Source organism: Amycolatopsis thermalba, assembly GCF_003385215.1.
GTDB classification, from domain to species: Bacteria; Actinomycetota; Actinomycetes; order Mycobacteriales; family Pseudonocardiaceae; genus Amycolatopsis_E; species Amycolatopsis_E thermalba.
This window is the reverse complement of sequence record NZ_PQHW01000072.1, coordinates 17,574-37,203: the sequence shown is the minus strand read 5'-3', so window position 1 is coordinate 37,203 and position 19,630 is coordinate 17,574. Positions and strand designations below refer to the sequence as shown.

Here is a 19,630-nt window from a genome sequence, read left to right as displayed (position 1 = left end):
AGATGAAGCCCCACCACCGGACGGCACACCGCCACCAGATGAAGCCCCACCACCGGACGGCACACCGCCACCAGACGAAGCCCCACCAACGACCGCCGCCCCACCAACGACCGCCGCCCCGCCGACGACCGCCGCTCCGCCGAGCTTCGCTCGGATTTGGCCTCCGTCCGGTGAACCGAGCTCCTCCAGCAAGTCCAGCGCCGCCTGCCAGGCGCGCCTCGCGGCGGCGCCGTCGCCCCGGGTCAGGTGGGCGTCGCCCAGGCGGTTCAGTGTTCGGCTTTCGTAGTAGCGGCTTCCGTGGCGCCGGTAGAGCCCCACGGCGACCTCGTAGCAGCGCACCGCCTCGTCCAGGTTTCCCAGCGACTGCTGCGCGTACCCGACGCTGTCCCACGCATTGGCCTCCCCCACCAGGTTTCCCAGCTCGGCCTGCACCGCGATCGACTCCTTGCAGTACGCCAGCGCCTGCTCGTGATCCCCCAAGCGCGCGCAGCTCCAGCCCATGTTGTTCAGCGCGCTGGCCGCCCCGGACCGGTTCCCCGCCGCCTGGAACAGCTCCAGCGCCCGCCGCGCGTGGTGGAACTCCTCGGCGTAGTCCCCGAGCCGATCGCAAACCCACGTCAGCCCTTGCCGCACATCCGCCTGGTACCCGAGATCCCCCAGCTCCTCGAACAGATCCAGCGCCCGGTCCAGCTGCTCCCGCGCCTCCACGTCCCGGCCGAGCGCCGTCAGGATCACCGCCAGCCCCCGATGACTGTGCGCCAGCGCCACCGGGTCCCCGAGCCGCGTGGCCGCCTCCAGCGCCACCTGGTACGTCCGCGGCTCCCCCAGCCAGTGCCTGCCCTGCCGCACGAACGTGTGGCTCAACGCGCACGCCAGCTGCCACGCATGCGTGTCGAACCCGGTCGCCGCCGCCCGGTCGATCGCCGCCAGCAGCACCGGGTGCTCGGCCGCGAACCAGGCCCCCGCGTCGGCGGGCGGATCGGCCACCACGTCCGGCGCCGGCGGGTCCAGCACCAGCGGCTCGCGTTGCGGGCTCAACCCCGCCGCGCCCGCGTGCGCCGTGTGCACGTAGTGGTCGAGCATCCGCCGCACCGCCGCGGTCCGCTCCGCCTCCGAGTCCTCCTCGTGCGTCAGCTCGATCGCGTACGCGCGCAGCAGATCGTGGAACGCGTACCGCCCGGGCGCGCGCTCGGTGACCAGGTGCGCCCGCGTCAGCTCGGCCAGCAGCGGCCGCACCCGGGCCACCCCGAGCAGGCTCGCCGCCGCCGCGACCGTCACGTGCGGCCCCGGGTGCAACCCCAGGAACCGGAACAACCGCGCCGCGTCCGGGCTGATCGCGTGGTACGACCACGAGAACACCGCCCGCACGTCGGACGTCGCGTCATCGCCTTCGAACGCGTCCAGCCCGCCGCGCGCGGCGCGCAGCTCGGCGGCCAGCTCCGCCAGCGTGAACCCCGGGTTCGTCGCGGCCCGCGCGGCGACGATCGCCAGCGCCAGCGGCAGCCGCGCGCACAGCGTGTTGATCGCCGCGACCGCCGCCGCGGTCGCCGCGACCCGGTCCGCACCCAGCCGCCGCGCGAGCAGCTCGCGGGCATCCGCGTCGGACAGCAGATCCAGGCTCACCGGCGCGGCGCCCTCCACCGCGACCAGGCTGGACAACTGGTTCCGGCTCGTCACCAGCGTGAAGCTGCCGGGCGCGCCGGGCAGCAGCGGGCGCACCTGGCCGGCGTCGCGCGCGTTGTCCAGCACCACCAGCACCCGCTTGTCCGCCAGGAGACTGCGGTACAGGCTGACCTGCGCCTCGACGCTCACCGGGATCCGTTGCGCCGGAACGGCGAGCGCGTCGAGGAACCGCCGCACCGCCTCCGCCGCGCTCATCGCGCACGCACCGGGATCGAAGCCGCGCAGGTTGACGTACAGCTGCCCGTCCGGGAACCGCTCCCGCACGCGGTGCGCCCAGTGCACCGCGAAAGCCGACTTGCCGACACCCGCGCCGCCGCTGACCACCGCCACCGACACCGACGGCCGCCCGCCGCTGCCGTCCAGCGGCAGCAGCGCGTCCAGCCGCGCCAGGTCGCGCATCCGCCCCGCGAACTGCGGCACGTCACCGGGCAGCTGCCGCGGCACCGGCCCCTCCTCGGGTTCGTCGCGCAGCAGTCGCACCTGGGTGTCCCGCAGCAACGGCCCCGGCTCGACGCCGAGTTCCTCGATGAGCCGGGACCGGACCGCGGTGTAGACCTCCAGCGCCTCGGGCGTCCGCCCGCACTTGTGCAGCGCCAGCATCAGCAGGGCCTGCAGGCGCTCCCGGAACGGGTTGGCCTCGGCCTCCTGCCGCAGCTCGGTGACCACCGCGCGGTGCCGCCCGGCGGCGAGTTCGGCGTCGAAGTAGTCCTCCAGCGCGCTCAGCCGCTTCTCGGCCAGCGCCGGGCCTTCCCGGTCCAGCAGCGATTGCGTGACCCCGCCCAGCGCCGGTCCCTGCCACAGGTCGAGGGCCGCGCGCAGCCGGCGGGCCGCCTCACCGACGCGGCCGGCGTCGAGGTCGTCCCGCGCCCTGGCGACGGCGTCGTCGAACTCGTGCAGGTCCAGCTCCCCCGGCCCGACCTCGATCACGTACCCCGGCGCGCGCCGGCTGATCACGTCGGCGCCGATCAGCTTGCGCAGCTCGGAGACGTACACCTGCACCTGTCCACGCACCGTCGCCGGCGGCGCGGCACCCCAGACCAGGGAGAACAGCTGCTCGTCGGGCACCACGCGCCCGGCGGCGAGCAGCAGCGCCGCGAGCACCGACCGCTGCTTCGGCCCGCCCAGCCGCACCGGCCCGTCCGGTCCCGACACCTCGATCGGGCCCAGCAGCCGGTACCGCACCGGGCGGGACGGGGTCTCGGGCACAGCTCGTCATCACCTTTCCGCACGCGGGCCACCGCCCGGGTCATGGCTGCAAACAACCAGAAGACGCACCCGGACCGCTAGGAACCACCACCATCGGATGACAGGTCCGTCGCGATCAGGTCGGTGATCTCCAGCACCGCCTGTCCGGACAGGACCATCTCCGTCTCGGCGCCCGGGTTGACGCACAGGACGTGGCGCTCGTCCGGCCACCGGATGAACACGTTGAACAGCAGGTCGGTCGTGTAGTGCTGGTCCTTGCCCGCGACCTCCTCCAGCATGGCCACCGAGGAGAACACGGTGATCACCGGGATCTCGTCGGTGCCGGCGAGCCGCCACGGCAGCGGCGGGATGCCCGGAAGGTCGTTGGCCGGCACCGGTCCCGTGGTCGGGACCACCACCTCCCCGCTCACCAGCGCCCGCATGTACGCTTCCTCGTTCCGCTCCGCCAGCGCCGCGGCCAGCGCGTGTTCCAGAGCGTTGGACGGTGGCAGGTCGGTGCGCGGTTCCCGGTCGCCGGCGAATTCCGCGAGCGACAGCAACGGGACGAGACGGCGCACCTCGTCGCGGACGACGTCGCGCAGCTCCGACACCGGCGCGGTCGCCTGCCGTCCCTCGGCCAGTTCGGGCACCACGGCCGGGGGCAGGACCGCGGTGATGGGCAGGCCCGGATCGATGATGAACCGGGCCTCCTCCGCCGCCCCGGCGGTCAGCTCGGCGAACGTCGCCGTGGTGTGGCCGCGGGCGTCGGGTCCGAGGAACCGCCCGAGCACGGCGGGCGAGGTGAAGACCAGGATGTCGTGCTCGCTCAGGCCGAGTTGACGTGTCACCTCTTCTCGTTCGGGGGTGCCGGGATCGGGGAGCACCGGCACGTAGAAGGTCGCGTCCAGCACCAGCCGCGCGTAGCGCTGGGGGTCCCCCTCCTCGATCGCCGCCATCAGCGCGTGCTCGAGGTCATTGCCCGGCTGCCAGGAAGGTTCCACGCGTGCTTGCCTCTCTGGGGTACCTTTTGTCCTGCAAACCCTAGTCGGCCGAACCACGGAAGCCATGCCACGCACCCTCTTCGTCGCCCCTGACCAGCGCGGCGCCCTGCCCACCATCCGCGACGCGCTCGAGGCGGCCGACGACGGTGCGGTGATCTCGATCGCGCCCGGGGACTACCCCGAGCCGATCTCGATCAACCGGCAGCACGTGACCCTGTCGGCGCGCGAGGCGGGCAGCGTGACCATCAGCTCGCCGTTCCCGGACCAGCCGGTCGTGTCGCTGACCGACGCCCGGGTCGAGCTGATCGGGCTGAAGTTCGCCTCCGAGGAGCACTCCTCGGTCCGGGTGCGCGGCGGCGAGGTGAAGATCGTCGACTGCACCGCCACCGCGGGGTTCGCGCCGGGCATCGACGTCGCCGGCGCCGACCGCATCGAGGTCCGCAACACCCACGTGACGGGCGCGCAGTACGGGATCGTCGTCGAGGAGTCCGACGGGGTGATCGACCGCTGCGAGATCCGCGAGATCGCCGACGACGGCGTCATCCTGCGGCTCGGCGCGCGGGTGAAGGTGCAGCACACGACGATCGCCGGGTGCGGGTTCCGCGGGGTGTACATGTACCAGGCCGGCGACTCCGGCCTGGACCGCTGCGACATCTCGCAGACGGGCGACGCCGGGGTCGCGGTGGCGGACCAGAGTTCGCCCACGATCAGCACCTGCTGGGTGCACGACACGCAGGGCGCCGGGATCAGCGTCGGCCGCGGCTGCGGTGGCGTGATCGAGGACTGCCGCGTGGAGAACACCGCCGTGCCGGGCATCCACCTCGCCGACGGCGCGCGCACGGAGATCCGCGAAGGCGACCCGTCGCGCGGCAAGGTCCCGGTCGGCGCGGTCGCGACCACCGGCAACCACCAGGACCTGGAGACCGTCGACAAGCTGCTCGGCGAGCTCGACGGCATGATCGGCCTGGCGAGCGTCAAGGCCGAGGTGCGCGGCCTGATCGACGAGATCCAGGTCAACGAGTGGCGCCGCAGCGAGGGGCTGTCCGTCGGCACGGTGAGCAACCACCTGGTGTTCGCCGGCGCGCCCGGTACCGGTAAGACCACCGTCGCGCGCATCTACGGCCAGCTGCTCAAGGCGCTGGGGATCCTGCCGAACGGGCGGTTCAAGGAAGTCTCGCGGCGGGATCTGGTGGGCCAGTACATCGGTCACACGGCGGAGAAGGCGGCGTCGGCGTTCGACGAGGCACGCGGTGGCGTGCTGTTCATCGACGAGGCCTACACGCTGTCCCGCTCCAGCGGCAGTGGCGCGGACTTCGGCCAGGAGGCCATCGACACGCTGGTGAAGCTGATGGAGGACCACCGGGACGAGGTCGCGGTGATCGTGGCGGGGTACACCGGCGAGATGGGCGAGTTCCTCGACGCCAACCCGGGTCTGGCGTCCCGGTTCGGCAAGACGCTGGAGTTCGAGAACTACAGCCCCGAGGAACTGGTGTCGATCAGCCTGCACATGGCCCGCAACGACGACTACCTGCTCGGCGAGGACCTCGACGTGGCGCTGCTGGAGTGGTTCGCGCAGATGGAGCGGGACCAGAACTTCGGCAACGCGCGTGAGGCGCGCAAGCTGCTGGAGCGGATGCGCAAGGCCCAGTCGACGCGGCTGCGCTCGCTGGGCCACCGCCCCACCCGCGACGACCTGCGGACCCTCACGCTGGACGACCTGCTGGAGGCGGTCCGCGGCACGGGCTGACCGGGCAGCTGCCGCTCACGAGCGGGTCGCCGGCGGCCCCGGCCGCGCGGGCACGCCAGGTTTTCCCTCCTGATCGGACAGTCGAGCGGCCCGTGGTCACGTCGTCAGCCCGGTTTGCCGGAACCACCACGCCGCGCCGAGCGTCCAGGCGAGGACGAAGAGCGTGAAGGTCGCCCCGCCGGCGAGTGGCAGGACGAGCCGGGGCAGCCGTTTGCCGCGTAGCGCGAGCATCTTCGTGGTGAACGCCCCGTAGAACAGGCATCCGGCGAGCGAGTGCATCAGCGTGCGTGGCGTGGTGGCGTCGAACCCGAAGCCGTAGAGGCAGTAGAACGCGACCGGGAGGCCGGCCAGGAACGCGGCGGTGCCGGTGATCCGGTGCAGCAGGTGCGCCCACCGCGGTGCCGGTCGCCGGCCCGGCAGCTTCTGGTAGATCGACAGCGCGGTGACGAGCTGGGCGAGCACCAGCACGAGCACCGCGCCGGCCAGCCACGCCTTGAACGTTTGCACACTGGAGAAGCCCCACGTGGGCAGGCTGCGGGGTTCGCCGAGTGCGGCGCCGAGCAGGCCGAGGGTGAGGGAAACGGCCGCTCCGGCGAACAGCACTGCCACCAGCACCACGGCCGGTGTGCGGGACTGCCGGCTCCGCGGTGGTGTTGGGCCGGTGTTCATGGGATCTCCCGAGTGAGGTGTCAAGACCGGCCGGCCGGTCGGGTGACCGAGCCGGCCGGCCTTGGCCGACGGGACTAGCTGAGCTTCTTGTTCTCGGCGATGCCACCGGCGAGGGTGGCCGCGGTCATCGGCATGTGCTCGGCCGCGGTGCGCAGCTTGGCGAAGGCCTGGCCGTCCCCGGCCACCACGGAGTCGATGGCGTCGAAGAGGCTCTGCACGTGGGGTTGCAGTTCCTGGGCGACGGCGCCGGCCGGCAGTTCCGGCACCACGGAATTGATGAGCTGCCCGAACGAGGTCCGGTAGCCGTCGAGATCGGTCTTGGCCTTGTCCACCTTGGCCTGATCGTCGGTCGCCTTGCCCAGGGTGTAGTCGACGAAGAAACCGATGTGCTGACGCCACGACTCCAGGAACGGCTGCTCGGCATCCGGATACGCCGAGCCGACGGCCTCGGACAGCGCCACCGAGTTCGCATCCAGGGCCTCGACCGCGGCCTTCACCGTCGCGTCGTTCATGTCGCCGCCCTTGGACACCGCAGTCGTGACGGCGATCCCGGCGGCGTAGACGTGTTCGGTCAGCAGGTACGTCAGGCCGGAACGCAACTCCGCCGCGGCAGTCGTCGTGGCGGCCTTACCGGTGGCCGCGGTGGCCGCAGGCGCCGATGTCGGCGACGGTGGCGAAGGCGGCGGCGCCTGGGACTCTTCGCCCGAGCTGCACCCGGCGAGCACGAGCAGTCCCGCAGCGAGTAGTGCCGCCCCCTTGGGGAGTGGGTGTTTCATGATCTTACCCTTCCGTTGTTCCGGGTTGTGCTGCTGTCAAGGGGTGACGGTGACTTCGCCGTTCATTCCTTTGTGGATCGAGCAGTAGTAGGTGTAGGTGCCGGGCTTGCCGAAGGTGAACGACACCTCCTCGTCCTTGGTCAGCGGCATGTCGATCAACCCATCGGGGTTTTCCGACGTGCGGAGGTTGTTGCCGCCGACGCTGAAGGTGCCGGTGGTGACGGTGTGCCCGAGCTGGTCGCTGACCTTCCACACCACGGTGGTTCCGGCTTTGACCGTGAGCTTCTCCGGGTCGAACTTCAGCAGCTTGGTCATCACCGTCGACCCGGGTGCCGGCTCGGCCTGCCCGGGTGCGGCCGGGGACGCGGGCGGCGCCGGGGATTCCGATCCTCCGCCGCACCCGGACAGGGCGAGGATCACCACCGACACCACTGCGATCAACACTGTGCGCATTTCTCTTCTCTTTCCTGTTCGACGCAGTCAGGCGGCGCGGCCGGATCGGCGCTTGGCGAGCACGAGGAGTGCTGCGGCACCGGCCACCGCCACCACTTCGGCCACGGCGGTCAGCGTCTTGTCCGGGTACCAGACCGGCTCGTACATGTTCGGTATCGGACCGAGTTCGCCCACATCGACGTAGCGGTACAGCAAAACCGGCACCAGGGCGCCGGCCGCGACCAGGAGCGCGAACGCGGGGGCCCAGACGCGGTTGACCAGCAGCACCAGCAACCCGGCTACCACGGCGAGTACGGCGGTGACGCGGAACAACGTGCCCTGGCTGATCACGTCGGCGACGGTGTCGTATGTGGACGCCAGGTCGAAGTGCACGTACGCGTCCATCGCCAGCGCCGCCGCGGTGATCAGTCGCAGCGCGACGGTGAGAATTCTTCGGCCGGGCGCCGCATCCACCGGCGATGCTCTCAGTTTCACGATGCCTCCCGGGTGAGCGCGGTTCCACCGGGGGCTGGAGCGGTACGGATGATTCGACGCAGTCCCGCGTGCGGGATTGCGGCTATACCGATTCGTGACAATCCGGGCGCCGGCGCCGGGCGCCCTCACCCAGGCAAGCCGACAACGATATCAAGCGCCCCCTCAGCTCGGTAACACGAATTTAGTCGCCCAAAGGCTTGACGGCTTCGGTATCAGAACCTTCAATGGGGCAACGCTTCTCCTCACCTCACGGAGGCCGCGCATGACCGAAGGACATTCCCCAGGGCTTCGCGCCAACGCACTCGGCGCGGCGGACACCGCGATGATGGCCGTGGCCGGCAGCGCCCCCGCCTATTCGATCGCCGCCACCACCGCGACTCTCGTCGCGGCCGCGGGCCTCGCCAGCCCGGCCGCGCTGTTGTACTGCGGCATCCCGATGCTCGGTATCGCCTGGGCGTTCAGCTACCTCGGCCGGGCCGAGGTCAACGCGGGGGCGAGCTACGCGTGGGTCGGCCGGGCCCTGCACCCGGCGCTCGGGTTCCTGTCCGGGTGGGCGCTGGTGGTGTCGGCGACCTTGTTCATGGTCGCCGGGTCGCTGCCGGCCGGCGCGCTGACGCTGTCGCTGTTCAGCCCGGACCTCGCCGGCAACACCGCGCTGGTCACGGTGGTCGGCGCGGGGTGGTTCCTCGTGATGGCGATCGTGGTGCTGCTCGGCGCCCACGTCACGGCCCGCGTCCAGTGGATCATGACCGGGGTCGAGGTGGCGATCCTGGCCGGCTTCGTCGTCGCCGGTTTCGCCAGGGCGCCGCAGATCGCGGTGCAGTCCTTCTCCTGGTCCTGGCTGGGCTTCGGCCACTTCGACGGGTTCGGCGGGTTCGCCGCCGCGGCGCTGGTCGCCGCGTTCTACTACTGGGGCTGGGACGTCAGCGCGAACCTCAACGAGGAGACGAAATCCGCGCGGCGCGCCGCCGGCGCCGGGGGTATCACCGGCGTGCTCGTGGTGCTCGGCCTGTTCCTGGCGTTCACGGTGATGGTGAACATGCTGCTGTCCGCGGACACCATCGCCGCCGACAGCGGCAACCTGCTCGACGTGCTGGGGCAGGCGATCTGGCCGGGGGCCGGCGGCAAGATCCTGTCGCTGGCGGTGATGCTGTCCACGATCGCCACGCTGGAGACGACGCTGGTCCAGGTCACGCGCACGATGTTCGCGATGGGCCGGGACCGCACCCTGCCCGCCGCGCTCGGGCGGACGCATCCGAAGTGGCGCACCCCCTGGCTGGCTACGGTGATCGTCGCAGCGGTGGCGCTGGCGCTGTTCGTGCTGTCCAACTTCCTCGGCTCGGTCGGGACCATCCTGACCGCCGCGATCAGCGCGATCGGCCTGCAGATCGCCTTCTACTACGGGCTGGCCGGGCTCGCGGTGGTGATCACCTATCGCCGCGAGCTGCTCAAGTCCGTCCGGAACCTGGTGTTCGTCGGGCTGTGGCCGCTGCTCGGCGCGGCGTTCCTGCTGTGGATCTTCATCCAGGCGGTGCTCACCAACGACGCCGAGGTGAACGCGATCGGGCTCGGCGCGCTGGCGCTGGGCCTGGTGCCGATGACGATCGCCTGGGTGCGGCGCTCGCCGTACTTCACGCGGCACCGCGAGCCCGTCGCGGACCCGGCTCCGGTGGCGGTGCCGGCCGACACGTAAGCCCCGGTTGTTGCCGCGCTCCGGCGGCGCGGCGATGATGCGGCCGTGCGCAAGAACTCAACCACGCCCGAGCCGTCCGTCGCCGCGCCGCTGGACGACGTGTCGAAGAAGATCATCGAGCAGCTGCAGGAGGACGGCCGGCGACCCTACGGGGCCATCGGCAAGGCGGTCGGGCTGTCCGAGGCCGCGGTGCGGCAGCGGGTCGCGCGGCTGACCCAGAGCGGGGTCGTCCAGATCGTCGCGGTCACCGATCCCATGCAGGTGGGGCTGTTCCGGCAGGCGATGATCATGCTCAAGGTCGACGGCCCGCTGGAGCCGGTCGCCGACGCGCTCGCCGAGCTCGACCACATCGACTACGTGGTGATCTGCGCCGGCAAGTACGACCTGCTGTGCGAGGCGGTGTGCCCCGACGACGACCGGCTGCTCGACCTGCTCTCCAACCGGATCCGGACCATCCCCGGGGTGCGTGACATCGAGACGCTGACCTACCTCAAGCTACGGAAACAGTCGTATCAGTGGGGTACACGGTAGTTTTTAGTTGCCTCCAGGGTCTTGATGTGCGATAAACGTAGGGGAAGGTACAGCCCGAAGCCCTGCGAGGACACTCATGACCCCGACCGCCGCACGCGACCACCTCTGGCTCCACTTCAGCCGGCTGTCCGCCTACGACAAGGACGAGGTCCCGCTGATCGTCCGCGGCGAGGGGGCCTACATCTGGGACGACCGCGGCCGCCGCTACCTCGACGGGCTCGCCGGGCTCTTCGCGGTGCAGGCCGGCCACGGCCGGCGTGAACTGGCCGAGGCGGCGGCCAAGCAGGCCGCGGAGCTGGCCTACTTCCCGCTGTGGTCCTACGTCCACCCGACCGCCGTCGAGCTGGCCGAACGGCTCGCCGGCGAGGCGCCGGGCGAGTTGAACCGCGTGTTCTTCACCGTCAGCGGCGGCGAGTCCGTCGAGACCGCGTGGAAGCTGGCCAAGCAGTACTTCAAGCTCACCGGGAAACCCGGCAAGCACAAGGTGATCAGCCGCCACCTCGCCTACCACGGCACATCCCAGGGCGCCCTGTCCATCACCGGGATCCCCGGCGCGAAGCAGGACTTCGAGCCCCTCGTGCCCAGTGGGCTGCGGGTGCCGAACACGAACTTCTACCGCGCGCCGGAGCACGCCGACGACTACCAGGCCTACGGGCGGTGGGCGGCCGACCAGATCGCGCAGGCGATCGAGTTCGAGGGACCGGACACGGTGGCCGCGGTGTTCCTGGAGCCGGTGCAGAACACCGGCGGGTGTTTCCCGCCGCCTCCCGGCTACTTCGAGCGGGTCCGGGAGATCTGCGACACCTACGACGTGCTGCTGGTGTCGGATGAGGTGATCTGCGCGTTCGGCCGGCTCGGGCACGCCTTCGGCGCGCAGCGATACGGCTACCAGCCGGACATCATCACCACCGCCAAGGGACTGACCTCCGGGTACGCGCCGCTGGGGGCCGTGCTGATCAGCGACCGGCTGGCCGAGCCGTTCCGCCACGGCGACACGACGTTCATGCACGGCTCGACCTACGGCGGGCACCCGGTGTCCTGCGCGGTCGCGCTGGCCAACCTGGACCTCTTCGAGCGCGACGGTCTCTACGAGCACGTGCGCGCGAACGAGCAGGCGTTCAAGTCCACCTTGGACAAGCTCCGCGATCTCCCGATCGTCGGCGACGTGCGGGGCGCCGGCTTCTTCTACGGCATCGAACTGGTCAAGGACAAGGCGACCAAGGAGACCTTCACCGCCGAGGAGAGCGAACGGGTCCTGCGCGGCTACCTGTCGACGGCGCTGTTCGAAGGCGGCCTCTACTGCCGGGCCGACGACCGCGGCGAGCCCGTCGTGCAGGTGTCACCGCCGCTGATCTGCGGGCAGCAGCAGTTCGACGAGATCGAGCAGATCCTGCGGACCGCCTTCACCGAGGCGTGGTCGCGGCTCTGACCCATCCGGCCGGACCGGGTGGCCCGCGGAGGCCACCCGGTCCGGCCGGAAACCCCTCAACCTTCGGCAGCCGCCCCTCGCGGTTCACGAATCGAACCCGACCCCCAGCCGGTCCAAGGTGCGCAACCACAGGTTTCGCTGCCCGCCGCCCCGGTCCGCCCGGCCCAGCGACCACCGGGTCAACTGGATCCCGGCGTAGCGGAACGGCTCCGGCGGGAACGGCACCGGCTTCCGGCGCACCATCTCCAGCGACGTCAGCTCCAGGTCACGCCCGTAGAGCAAGCCCAGCATCACCTGTGCCCCGAACCGCGTGGCTCCGACGCCGAGCCCGGTGTACCCGGCCGAGTAGGCGACCCGGCCGCCACAAGCCCTGCCGAAGAACGGGCTGAACCGCGTGCAGGTGTCGATCACCCCGCCCCAGGTGTGCGTGAACCGGATCCCCGCCAGCTGGGGAAAGGTGACGAAGAAGTTCCGGGCGAGCTGGCGGCGGGTCCGGTCGCGCTGCTCCAGATCGGGCGCGATCCGGTTGCCGTAGTGGTAGATCGCGTCGTAGCCGCCCCAGAGGATCCGGTCGTCCGCGGTGAGCCGGTAGTAGTGGAACTGGTTTCCCGCGTCGCTCATCCCCTGCCGCCTGGCCCAGCCGATCGCGGCGAGCCGGTCCGCCGTCAGGGGTTCGGTGACCAGCGCGTGGTCGTACACCGGAGCCAGGTACCAGCGCAGGCGCTTCAGCAGCGGCCCGAACACGCCCGCGCACAACGCCACCTTCCCGGCACGCAGCACCCCGGTCGCGGTCACGATCCGCATGCCGGCCCCGTCCCGCTCGATCCGGTCGGCCCTGGTGCCCTCGTGGATGCGCACCCCGAGGGCCTGGCACGCGTTCTGCAGCCCCCGCGCCAGCCGGGCGGGGTCGACCAGCGCCACCCCGTCCGGGTCCGCCAGTCCCGCGAGGTAGGTGGGTGAGTCGACCTCGGCCCGCACCTCGTCCCGGTCCAGCAGGCGCAACTCGGTGCCGTGCCGCGCGGCGAGCGCCCGGGTTCCGGCGAGTTCGTCGACCTGCCAGGGCTGGGTCGCCACCGTCAGCTCGCCGGTGCGCTGCCAGTCGCAGTCGATGGCGTACCGGTGCACCGCGGACTCGATCGCGTCGAGGTTGGCCCGCCCCAGCTGCTCCAGCCGCTCGATCTCGGCCGGGAACCGCTGGACGCCGTTGGCGAGACCGTGGGTGAGGCTGGCGGCGCAGAACCCGCCGTTGCGCCCGGACGCCGCCCAGCCGATCTGGTGCGCTTCGAGCAGGACGACGTCGATCCCCGGGTCGCGTTCCTTCGCCAGCAGGGCCGTCCACAGGCCCGCGTACCCACCGCCGATGACGACGAGGTCACAGCGATCGGTCCCGAGCAGTGGTTCGCTGGGCGGGCGCCGCCAGTCCGGCTGGTCGAGCCAGAACGGCAGTTCCCGCGCGTCGCGCAGGGCGGAGTCAGCGTTCATCGTGCACGAGCCGCCCGTCGATGTAGGTGCGGGCCACCCTCGCGGCGCCGATCTCGCCGACCGGCCCGTCGAAGGGGTCCCGGTCGAGGACCACGAGGTCGGCGGGCCTGCCGACGGCGATCGTGCCCGTGTCCACACGAGACACCCACGCCGAACCCGCGGTGTAGGCGGCGAGCGCCACGGGCAGCGGCAACGCCTGGTGCGCGCCGAGCGGTGGCGTCCCGGCCGGCGCGTCGTAGCCGACGCGGTTCACCGCGACGTGCACCGCGGCCAGCGGATCGGGCGAGCTCACCGGCCAGTCGCTGCCCATCGCCAGCGTCGCGCCGCCGCGGAACAGATCACCGAACGGGTACTGCCGGGCCGCGCGCTCGTCGCCGAGGAACGGGATGGTCAGCTCGTCCATCTGCGGCTCGTGTGTCGCCCACAACGCCTGCAGGTTCGCGGTCGCACCGAGCCGCCGGAACCGCGGGACGTCGTCGGGGTGCACCACCTGCAGGTGCGCGAGCTGGTGCCGCCGGCCGGACGATCCGTTGGCGGCACGGGCCGCCGCGCAGGCGTCCAGCGCGTCGCGCACCGCGCGGTCCCCGAGGGCGTGGAAGTGCACCTGGAAGCCGGCCGCGTCGAGCGCGATCGTCACCGCCTTCGCCAGCTCCGCGTCGAGGAAGCTCAGCCCGCGGTTGCCGGTGGGGTGCCCGCACCGGTCCAGGTAGGGCTCCAGCATGGCGGCGGTGAACGTCTCCGCGACCCCGTCCAGCATCACCTTCACGGTGCCGACGTCGTACCGGCCGCCGAGCCGGGCGGTCTCCTCGCGCAGCTTCACCAGTGCGGCGACCTGGTCGGCGACGCCGTCGGGCGGGCACGCGCGGTCCCACCACAACGCACCCGTCACCCGGGCCGTCAAAGTGCCCTCCCGCTGCGCCCGCAGATAGGCCGCATGGACCGACGCGCCCGGACCGTCCACTTCGACCAGTGCGTCCTGCCAGCCGACGACGCCGAGCGAGTGCAGGTGGCGCTGGGCCTCCCGCAGCCCCGCGTCGAAGTCGGCCTGCGCCGGGGCGGGCACCAGCCGTTCGACGAGCGCCATCGCGCCCTCGTGCAGCGTGCCGGTGGGCAGGCCGTGCTCGTCCCGCTCGATCCGGCCGTCGGCGGGGTCCGGCGTGTCCGCGGAGATGCCCGCCAGTTCCAGTGCCGGGGTGTTCACCCAGGCCGAGTGGTGGTCGCGGTTGGGCAGGAAGACCGGCCGGTCCGGCACCGTCCGGTCGAGGACCGCCGCGGTCGGGCAGCCGCGCGGGAACGCGCTCATCGACCAGCCGCCGCCGAGGATCCACGCCCGATCGGGATGAGCCGCCGCGTAGCCGCCGATGGCGGCCAGGTACTCGTCCGCGGTCGCCAGCCCGCTCAGGTCGCACCGCAGCCGCTCCAGCCCGCCCATCACCGGGTGGACGTGCGCGTCGACGAAACCCGGCAGCAGCAGCCGGCCGTGGAGATCGACCACGTCGCCGGCCCGGATCGAGGCGACCTCCGCGTCCCCGCCCACCGCGACGATCACGCCGTCCCGCACGGCGACCGCGCTGGCCACCGATCGCGCCGCGTCCGCGCAGAAGACAGCGCCGTTCCGGAAGACCGTCGTGCTCATGAGCCGGTCCCCCGGTGGACGGTGAGGCTGAGCGCGGCACCGGACGGGCCGCCGAGCGTGATCGACTGCGTCGTCACCGACGCCGTGGTCTGGGCCCAGCGGTTGCCCTCCTGGCCCCAGAACGGCACGAACTCGGGCGCGTCGCTGCCGGCGATCGCCAGGCCCAGCGCGTGCCCGGCGGGCAGCCGGTAGCCGGCGTGCCCCAGGTCGACCTCGACATCCCGGTCGTACCCGGCGGCGAGCACGGTGACCTGGCCGCGCGCGATCAGGTGCGCCGAGCCGTCGGGTGCCAGGTCGAACAGCTTCGCGAACAGGTCCAGCTCCGGGCCGTCGGCACGGACCTGGGCCCGCAACGACACCGGACCCACGAGGTCCAGGGGCTCCGCCAGCGGCGGCCCGCCGAACACCAGCACGTCGGGCCGGTCCAGGTTGCCCCGCTGATCGGGGTGGAACAGCAGGTACGCGAAGGGATCGGGAGCCAGTGACGGCACCGGGCCGGTGGGATCGTGCTTCCAGGTCGCCTCCACGCCCGCGGCCGGGCGATCGGGACCCAGGTCGCCGCCAGGCGCCTTGCCGCGCGCCGCGGTGGCGTCCGACGGGTAGAGGGTGATCGTCGTGGTCTCCGGCGGCGGCCAGGTTTCGCTCACCCGGAACGACGGATCGGCGTTGGCGAGCTGCCAGCGCACCCGCGGGATGTCGGCCGGCTTTCCGGCACCGCGCAGGAAGACGTCGAAGAACTCGACCGCCGGGCCGAGGTACCGCGGCAGCGTCGCGCGTCGCTCCTCCGGCGTCGGCCGCGCGCCGCCGCCGAGCCAGGGCCGGTCGAAGTGCGAGTTGCTCTCGTGGTCGATGGCCTCGATCAGCAGGTACTCGTTGATCGCCCAGTGCGGGCGCCGCTGGATCTCCCGGTGGTCCTGCCACTGCCACGGCGCGCAGTTGTCCCACCAGCCGATCGTCATCAGCACCGGGACGGCCGGGGCGTCGAACGGGCTGCCGTGGCGGAACCGGCGCAGCCGCACCGGGTTCGGGTACCACACGTCGTAGGACGCCGACCGGCTGCCGACCTGGGCGAAGAACTTCTCCACGGTGTCGTGGTAGGGCAGCGTGGTCCAGTCCATCTGCCACATCAGCATGTCCTGGTCGTGGAACATGGTGAGCGGGTACATCCGGTGCACGCCCATCTCCACCTCGCGGGTGTGCGTGCCCGGGATGGGCGCGGCCAGTTCACCGAGCCGGGTGCCGGTGACCCGCGGGGCGATCGCCCGCAGCGCGGGGTGCGCGGTGGACACGGCCGCCCACTGGGTGAAGCCGTAGTAGGAGTCGCCCCACATGCCCACGATTCCGTTGGACCACGGCTGCTTGGTGATCCAGTCGATCGTGTCGTAGCCGTCGTCGGCCTCGTTGACGAACAGCAGCCGCTCGCCCTCGGAGCGGAACTTGCCGCGCACGTCCTGGACCACTATGCGGTAGCCGAACCGCAGGAAGTACTCGGCCACCTCGGGCAGCGCGGTGTACCCGCCGTTCTTGTCGTAGGGCAGCCGGGTCAGGATCACCGGGCCCGGCGTGGTGTCGCCGCCGGGGAGGTAGACGTCGGTGGCGAGCCGGACGCCGTCGCGCATGGGCACCATCACCTCGGTGGCCAGGGGGCTGCGCTCGGCCGGGCCGATGCGTTCGATGTGCATGTTCAGTCCAATGCGAAGAAGCGGATGCGAACCTGGTCGATGGCTTCGGCGCGGGCCATGCCGACGAACACCGTCGAGTTGAGCCACGCGTGAGCCGGGGCGTCCGTCCGGAACACCGGGAAGGTGCGGTAGTAGTACTCGGCCTCGCTGACGTCCTCACCGGCCCGGAGCCGCTTTTCGACGTCGGGCCCGGCGCGGTACCAGCCGCGGTTGTGGATGTCGATGGTGCCGCCGTCGTCGGCCCGCAGCAGGTACCGCGCGTCGAGTTCGGTTTCCTTGCCCTTGCCGCGGGTGGTCGACCAGTCGCCGCCGTAGGGGAGCACCACCCCGGTCAGCCGCGGCCCGGACACGGTCCCGCCCGTGATGGGGGTGAACATCACCTCTTCCTCGGATGCCCGCCCGACCCACAGCGGTTCGGCGATGTCGACGCGGGCCTCGAAAGCGAACTGCAACGTCGGCTCGATCAACGGCATGGTGGCAACTCCTCTGGTGGGGACGAACGAAAAACGGGTCACGCCGGCCGCAGGGTGGGCCGCCAGCCGGGGCGCGGAACGGAGTCGAGCAGGCGGCGGGTGTACGGGTCCCGGGGTGCGTCGAGAACGGTGGCGGCGGGGCCGTGCTCGACGATCGCGCCGTGGTGCATGACCGCGACCTCGTCGGCGATCTGCCGCACCACGCCGAGGTCGTGCGAAATGAACAGCAACGCCACGCCGGTCTGCTCGCGGGCGTCGGCGAGCAGGTTGAGGATCTGCGCCTGGATCGACACGTCGAGCGCGGCGACCGCCTCGTCCAGGATCAGCAGCCGGGGTTCGCTGGCCAGCGCCCGCGCGATCGCGACGCGCTGGCGTTGGCCGCCGGAGAGCAGCCGCGGGCGGGCCCGGGCGTGGTCGGCGGTCAGCCCGACGAGGTCGAGCAGGCCGGCCACCCGGGCGCTCCGCTCGTCGCCGGTCAGGTCGAAGTGCAGCCGGAGGCTCTCCTCGAGGCAGCCGCCGACCGTCTGCCGGCGGTCCAGTGACTGGTAGGGGTCCTGGAACACCATCTGCACGATCCGGGCGCGGCGGCGGCGTTCCCGGGTGCCCGGCCGCCCGGTGTGCCACGCGTCCCCGTCCACGGCCACGGTGCCCGCGGTGGCGCGCTCCAACCCCGCGATGATCCGGGCGCAGGTGGACTTGCCGGACCCCGACTCGCCGACGATCGCCAGGCAGGTCCGGGGCTGCACGGCGAAGCTGACGTCGTCGACGGCCACCAGCTCGCCGCGGCGCGGGCCCGGATAGACCTTGCGCAGGTTCCGCACGTCGAGGAGGGGGACGCTCATACCGGGGCTCCCACCTGCGCGTGGTGGCAGGCGACGACGCTGTCCCCCACGGTCCGCGACGCCGGATCGTCCTGCCGGCACCGCTCCGTCGCGAGTGGACAGCGGGGTGCGAAGGCGCAGCCGCCCGGCACCTCCCACGCCGCGGACGGGCGACCCGGGACGGTCGCCAGCCGCGCACGCCGCTCCCCCGTCGTGGGCCGCGCGGACAGCAGGGCCCGGGTGTAGGGGTGGGTGGCGCGGGCGTGGAGGTCGCCGGTGGCCGCGGTCTCCACGATCCGGCCCGCGTACATGACGGCGGTCCGGTCGCAGACGGCGGCGGCCAGATCCAGGTCGTGCGTGATGAACAGCAGGGCCAGGTCGCGCTGGCGCCGCTGCTGGTCGAGGATCGCCATGACCTCCTCCTGCGTGGTCACGTCCAGCGCGGTCGTCGGCTCGTCGGCGAGGATCAGCCGCGGCTCGATCGCCAGCGCGGCCGCGATCATCACCCGCTGCAGCAGTCCGCCGGACAGCTCGTACGGATGCTGGCGCAGGCGCCGGTCCGCGTCCGGGATCCACACGTCGGTGAGCAGCTGCCGGGCCCGCCGCAGCGCGTCCCTGCGGCGGACGCCCCGGGTGAGCACGAGACCCTCGCAGAGGAAGTCGCCGACCGTGCGCACCGGGTTGATGTGCGCCCGCGGGTCCTGGAAGATCATCGCGATCGAGTGGCTGCGCATCCGCCGCAGACCGGCCGGGGTCAGGCCGGTGACCGAGTCGCCGTCGAACGTGATCTCACCACTGGTCTCGGCGTTGCCGGGCAGCAGCCGGATGATGGACCGGGCGGTCATCGACTTGCCCGAGCCGGACTCGCCGACCAGGCCCACCGCCTCCCCGGCCCGGATGTCGAAGCTCACGCCCCGGATGATCGGCCGGACGTCCGTCGTGGACCGCCGGATCGACACCCGCAGGTCGGAGACCCGCAGCAACGGCGCTGTCATGATGACTCACCAATCTCGTAGTGGACCGCCAGCCGCTCCCCCACGAGGTTCACGGCCACCACGGCGACGACGATGACGATCGCGGCGTACAGGGACTGCTCCGGGTGCCCGCCGAGGATCGCGGACTTGCCGTTGGCGACCATGACGCCCCAGCTCGGGTCCGGCGGCTGCGGGCCGAGCCCGAGGAACGAGATCGCGGCCAGGTCGAGCATCGCGTAGCCGAACCCGACGGTGGCCTGCACCAGCAGCAACGGCATCAGGTTGGGCACCAGGTGCCGGACGCAGATCGCCAGGCCGGACACGCCCTGCAGGTGCAGCGCCTCGATGTAGGGCAGGTTCCGCTCGCGCAGCGCGGCCGAGCGCATGACCCGCGCGGTGACCGGCAGGAACGCGAGGGACAGCGCGATCACCGGAGCGAGGAACCCGGCACCGAAGATCGCCGCGGCCAGGATCGCCAGCACCACGCCGGGGAAGGCGAACAGCACGTCGAACACCCGGGACAGGACCGCGTCCAGCCACCCGCGGCGCCATGCGGACAACACCCCCAGGATCGTCCCCAGCGTCGCCGCGATGACCGTCACCAGCAACGGCCCGAGCAGGCTCAGCCGCGAACCGTGGATGAGCCGGGACAGCAGGTCCCGCCCGGTGTCGTCGGTGCCGAGCGGGTGCGCCGCCGACGGTGGCGCGAACACGTTGCTCGCGTCCACGGCGTTCGGGTCGTGCGGCGCGATCCACGGCGCCAGCACGGCGGCGGCGACGAGCAGCAGGCACACCGCGGCCGCCACCGTCCCGATCGGACCGACCGCCGCGACCGACCGGAGCCGGCCGAAGCCACGGCGGCGCGGGACGCCGGCCGCCGGGACGGCCTCGGCCGCCAGCAGAGGGGTTTCGGGCATCCCG

17 protein-coding genes are annotated in these 19,630 nt (G+C 72.0%); 4 read left to right on the top strand and 13 right to left on the bottom strand.

The features are described from left to right. Positions 1–2,889: AfsR/SARP family transcriptional regulator (locus tag D0D15_RS24765; RefSeq protein WP_244214982.1), on the bottom strand; the 2,889-nt coding region annotated here is incomplete at its 3' end. A gap of 77 nt (positions 2,890–2,966) precedes the next feature. Next, positions 2,967–3,869: an SseB family protein gene (locus D0D15_RS24760; protein WP_158224412.1), complete on the bottom strand. Its 903-nt coding sequence runs from the start codon at positions 3,867–3,869 to the stop codon at positions 2,967–2,969. A 64-nt stretch (positions 3,870–3,933) separates the two neighbouring features. On the opposite strand from D0D15_RS24760, the gene D0D15_RS24755 reads away from it, so the two are divergent. After that, a complete protein-coding gene (locus D0D15_RS24755; RefSeq protein WP_094004939.1) occupies positions 3,934–5,616 on the top strand; it encodes a right-handed parallel beta-helix repeat-containing protein in 1,683 nt (560 codons plus the stop codon). 96 nt (positions 5,617–5,712) lie between these two features. Here D0D15_RS24755 and D0D15_RS24750 read toward each other — a convergent pair whose 3' ends face one another. The 4 genes from D0D15_RS24750 to D0D15_RS24735 form a co-directional block, all read right to left on the bottom strand. Further along, on the bottom strand, positions 5,713–6,285 hold the full coding sequence (locus D0D15_RS24750) for a DUF6529 family protein (RefSeq protein ID WP_094004938.1): 573 nt from the start codon (positions 6,283–6,285) through the stop codon (positions 5,713–5,715). A gap of 74 nt (positions 6,286–6,359) precedes the next feature. After that, a complete protein-coding gene (locus tag D0D15_RS24745; RefSeq protein WP_143266173.1) occupies positions 6,360–7,061 on the bottom strand; it encodes a hypothetical protein in 702 nt (233 codons plus the stop codon). Positions 7,062–7,097: 36 nt separating this feature from the next. After that, positions 7,098–7,514, bottom strand: a complete 417-nt coding sequence (locus D0D15_RS24740) for a cupredoxin domain-containing protein (protein ID WP_094004936.1) — start codon at positions 7,512–7,514, stop codon at positions 7,098–7,100. Positions 7,515–7,541: 27 nt separating this feature from the next. Beyond that, entirely contained in the window at positions 7,542–7,988 is a 447-nt protein-coding gene (locus tag D0D15_RS24735; protein WP_198958185.1) for a hypothetical protein, read from the bottom strand. A gap of 262 nt (positions 7,989–8,250) precedes the next feature. On the opposite strand from D0D15_RS24735, the gene D0D15_RS24730 reads away from it, so the two are divergent. The 3 genes from D0D15_RS24730 (at position 8,251) to D0D15_RS24720 (ending at position 11,641) form a co-directional block, all read left to right on the top strand. After that, complete coding sequence (locus D0D15_RS24730; RefSeq protein ID WP_094004935.1) at positions 8,251–9,681, top strand: APC family permease; 1,431 nt, start codon at positions 8,251–8,253, stop codon at positions 9,679–9,681. A gap of 45 nt (positions 9,682–9,726) precedes the next feature. Further along, a complete protein-coding gene (locus D0D15_RS24725) occupies positions 9,727–10,212 on the top strand; it encodes an Lrp/AsnC family transcriptional regulator (protein ID WP_094004934.1) in 486 nt (161 codons plus the stop codon). Positions 10,213–10,288: 76 nt separating this feature from the next. Beyond that, positions 10,289–11,641 carry an aspartate aminotransferase family protein gene (locus D0D15_RS24720; RefSeq protein ID WP_094004933.1) on the top strand — a complete coding sequence of 451 codons (1,353 nt, stop codon included), beginning with the start codon at positions 10,289–10,291 and terminating at the stop codon, positions 11,639–11,641. Positions 11,642–11,725: 84 nt separating this feature from the next. Here the strand turns inward: D0D15_RS24720 and D0D15_RS24715 are convergent, their stop codons facing one another. Genes D0D15_RS24715 through D0D15_RS24685 form a run of 7 tightly spaced genes read right to left on the bottom strand, consistent with a single transcriptional unit; the run spans position 11,726 to position 19,626 of the window. Beyond that, complete coding sequence (locus D0D15_RS24715; RefSeq protein ID WP_094004932.1) at positions 11,726–13,123, bottom strand: NAD(P)/FAD-dependent oxidoreductase; 1,398 nt, start codon at positions 13,121–13,123, stop codon at positions 11,726–11,728. After that, positions 13,113–14,759 carry an amidohydrolase gene (locus D0D15_RS24710; RefSeq protein WP_115944773.1) on the bottom strand — a complete coding sequence of 549 codons (1,647 nt, stop codon included), beginning with the start codon at positions 14,757–14,759 and terminating at the stop codon, positions 13,113–13,115. Before D0D15_RS24710 ends, D0D15_RS24715 begins: the two co-directional genes overlap by 11 nt. Further along, complete coding sequence (locus tag D0D15_RS24705) at positions 14,756–16,441, bottom strand: CocE/NonD family hydrolase (protein WP_094004930.1); 1,686 nt, start codon at positions 16,439–16,441, stop codon at positions 14,756–14,758. Before D0D15_RS24705 ends, D0D15_RS24710 begins: the two co-directional genes overlap by 4 nt. 2 nt (positions 16,442–16,443) lie before the next feature. Beyond that, positions 16,444–16,914, bottom strand: a complete 471-nt coding sequence (locus D0D15_RS24700; RefSeq protein ID WP_094004929.1) for a DUF3237 domain-containing protein — start codon at positions 16,912–16,914, stop codon at positions 16,444–16,446. Between the two features lie 38 nt (positions 16,915–16,952). Beyond that, the gene (locus tag D0D15_RS24695; protein WP_094004928.1) at positions 16,953–17,756 is read right to left on the bottom strand and encodes an ABC transporter ATP-binding protein; all 804 of its coding nucleotides are present in this window, start codon (positions 17,754–17,756) and stop codon (positions 16,953–16,955) included. Continuing rightward, the gene (locus tag D0D15_RS24690) at positions 17,753–18,730 is read right to left on the bottom strand and encodes an ABC transporter ATP-binding protein (protein ID WP_094004927.1); all 978 of its coding nucleotides are present in this window, start codon (positions 18,728–18,730) and stop codon (positions 17,753–17,755) included. Before D0D15_RS24690 ends, D0D15_RS24695 begins: the two co-directional genes overlap by 4 nt. Further along, positions 18,727–19,626, bottom strand: a complete 900-nt coding sequence (locus D0D15_RS24685) for an ABC transporter permease (protein WP_094005001.1) — start codon at positions 19,624–19,626, stop codon at positions 18,727–18,729. Before D0D15_RS24685 ends, D0D15_RS24690 begins: the two co-directional genes overlap by 4 nt. Positions 19,627–19,630: the final 4 nt, after the last annotated feature.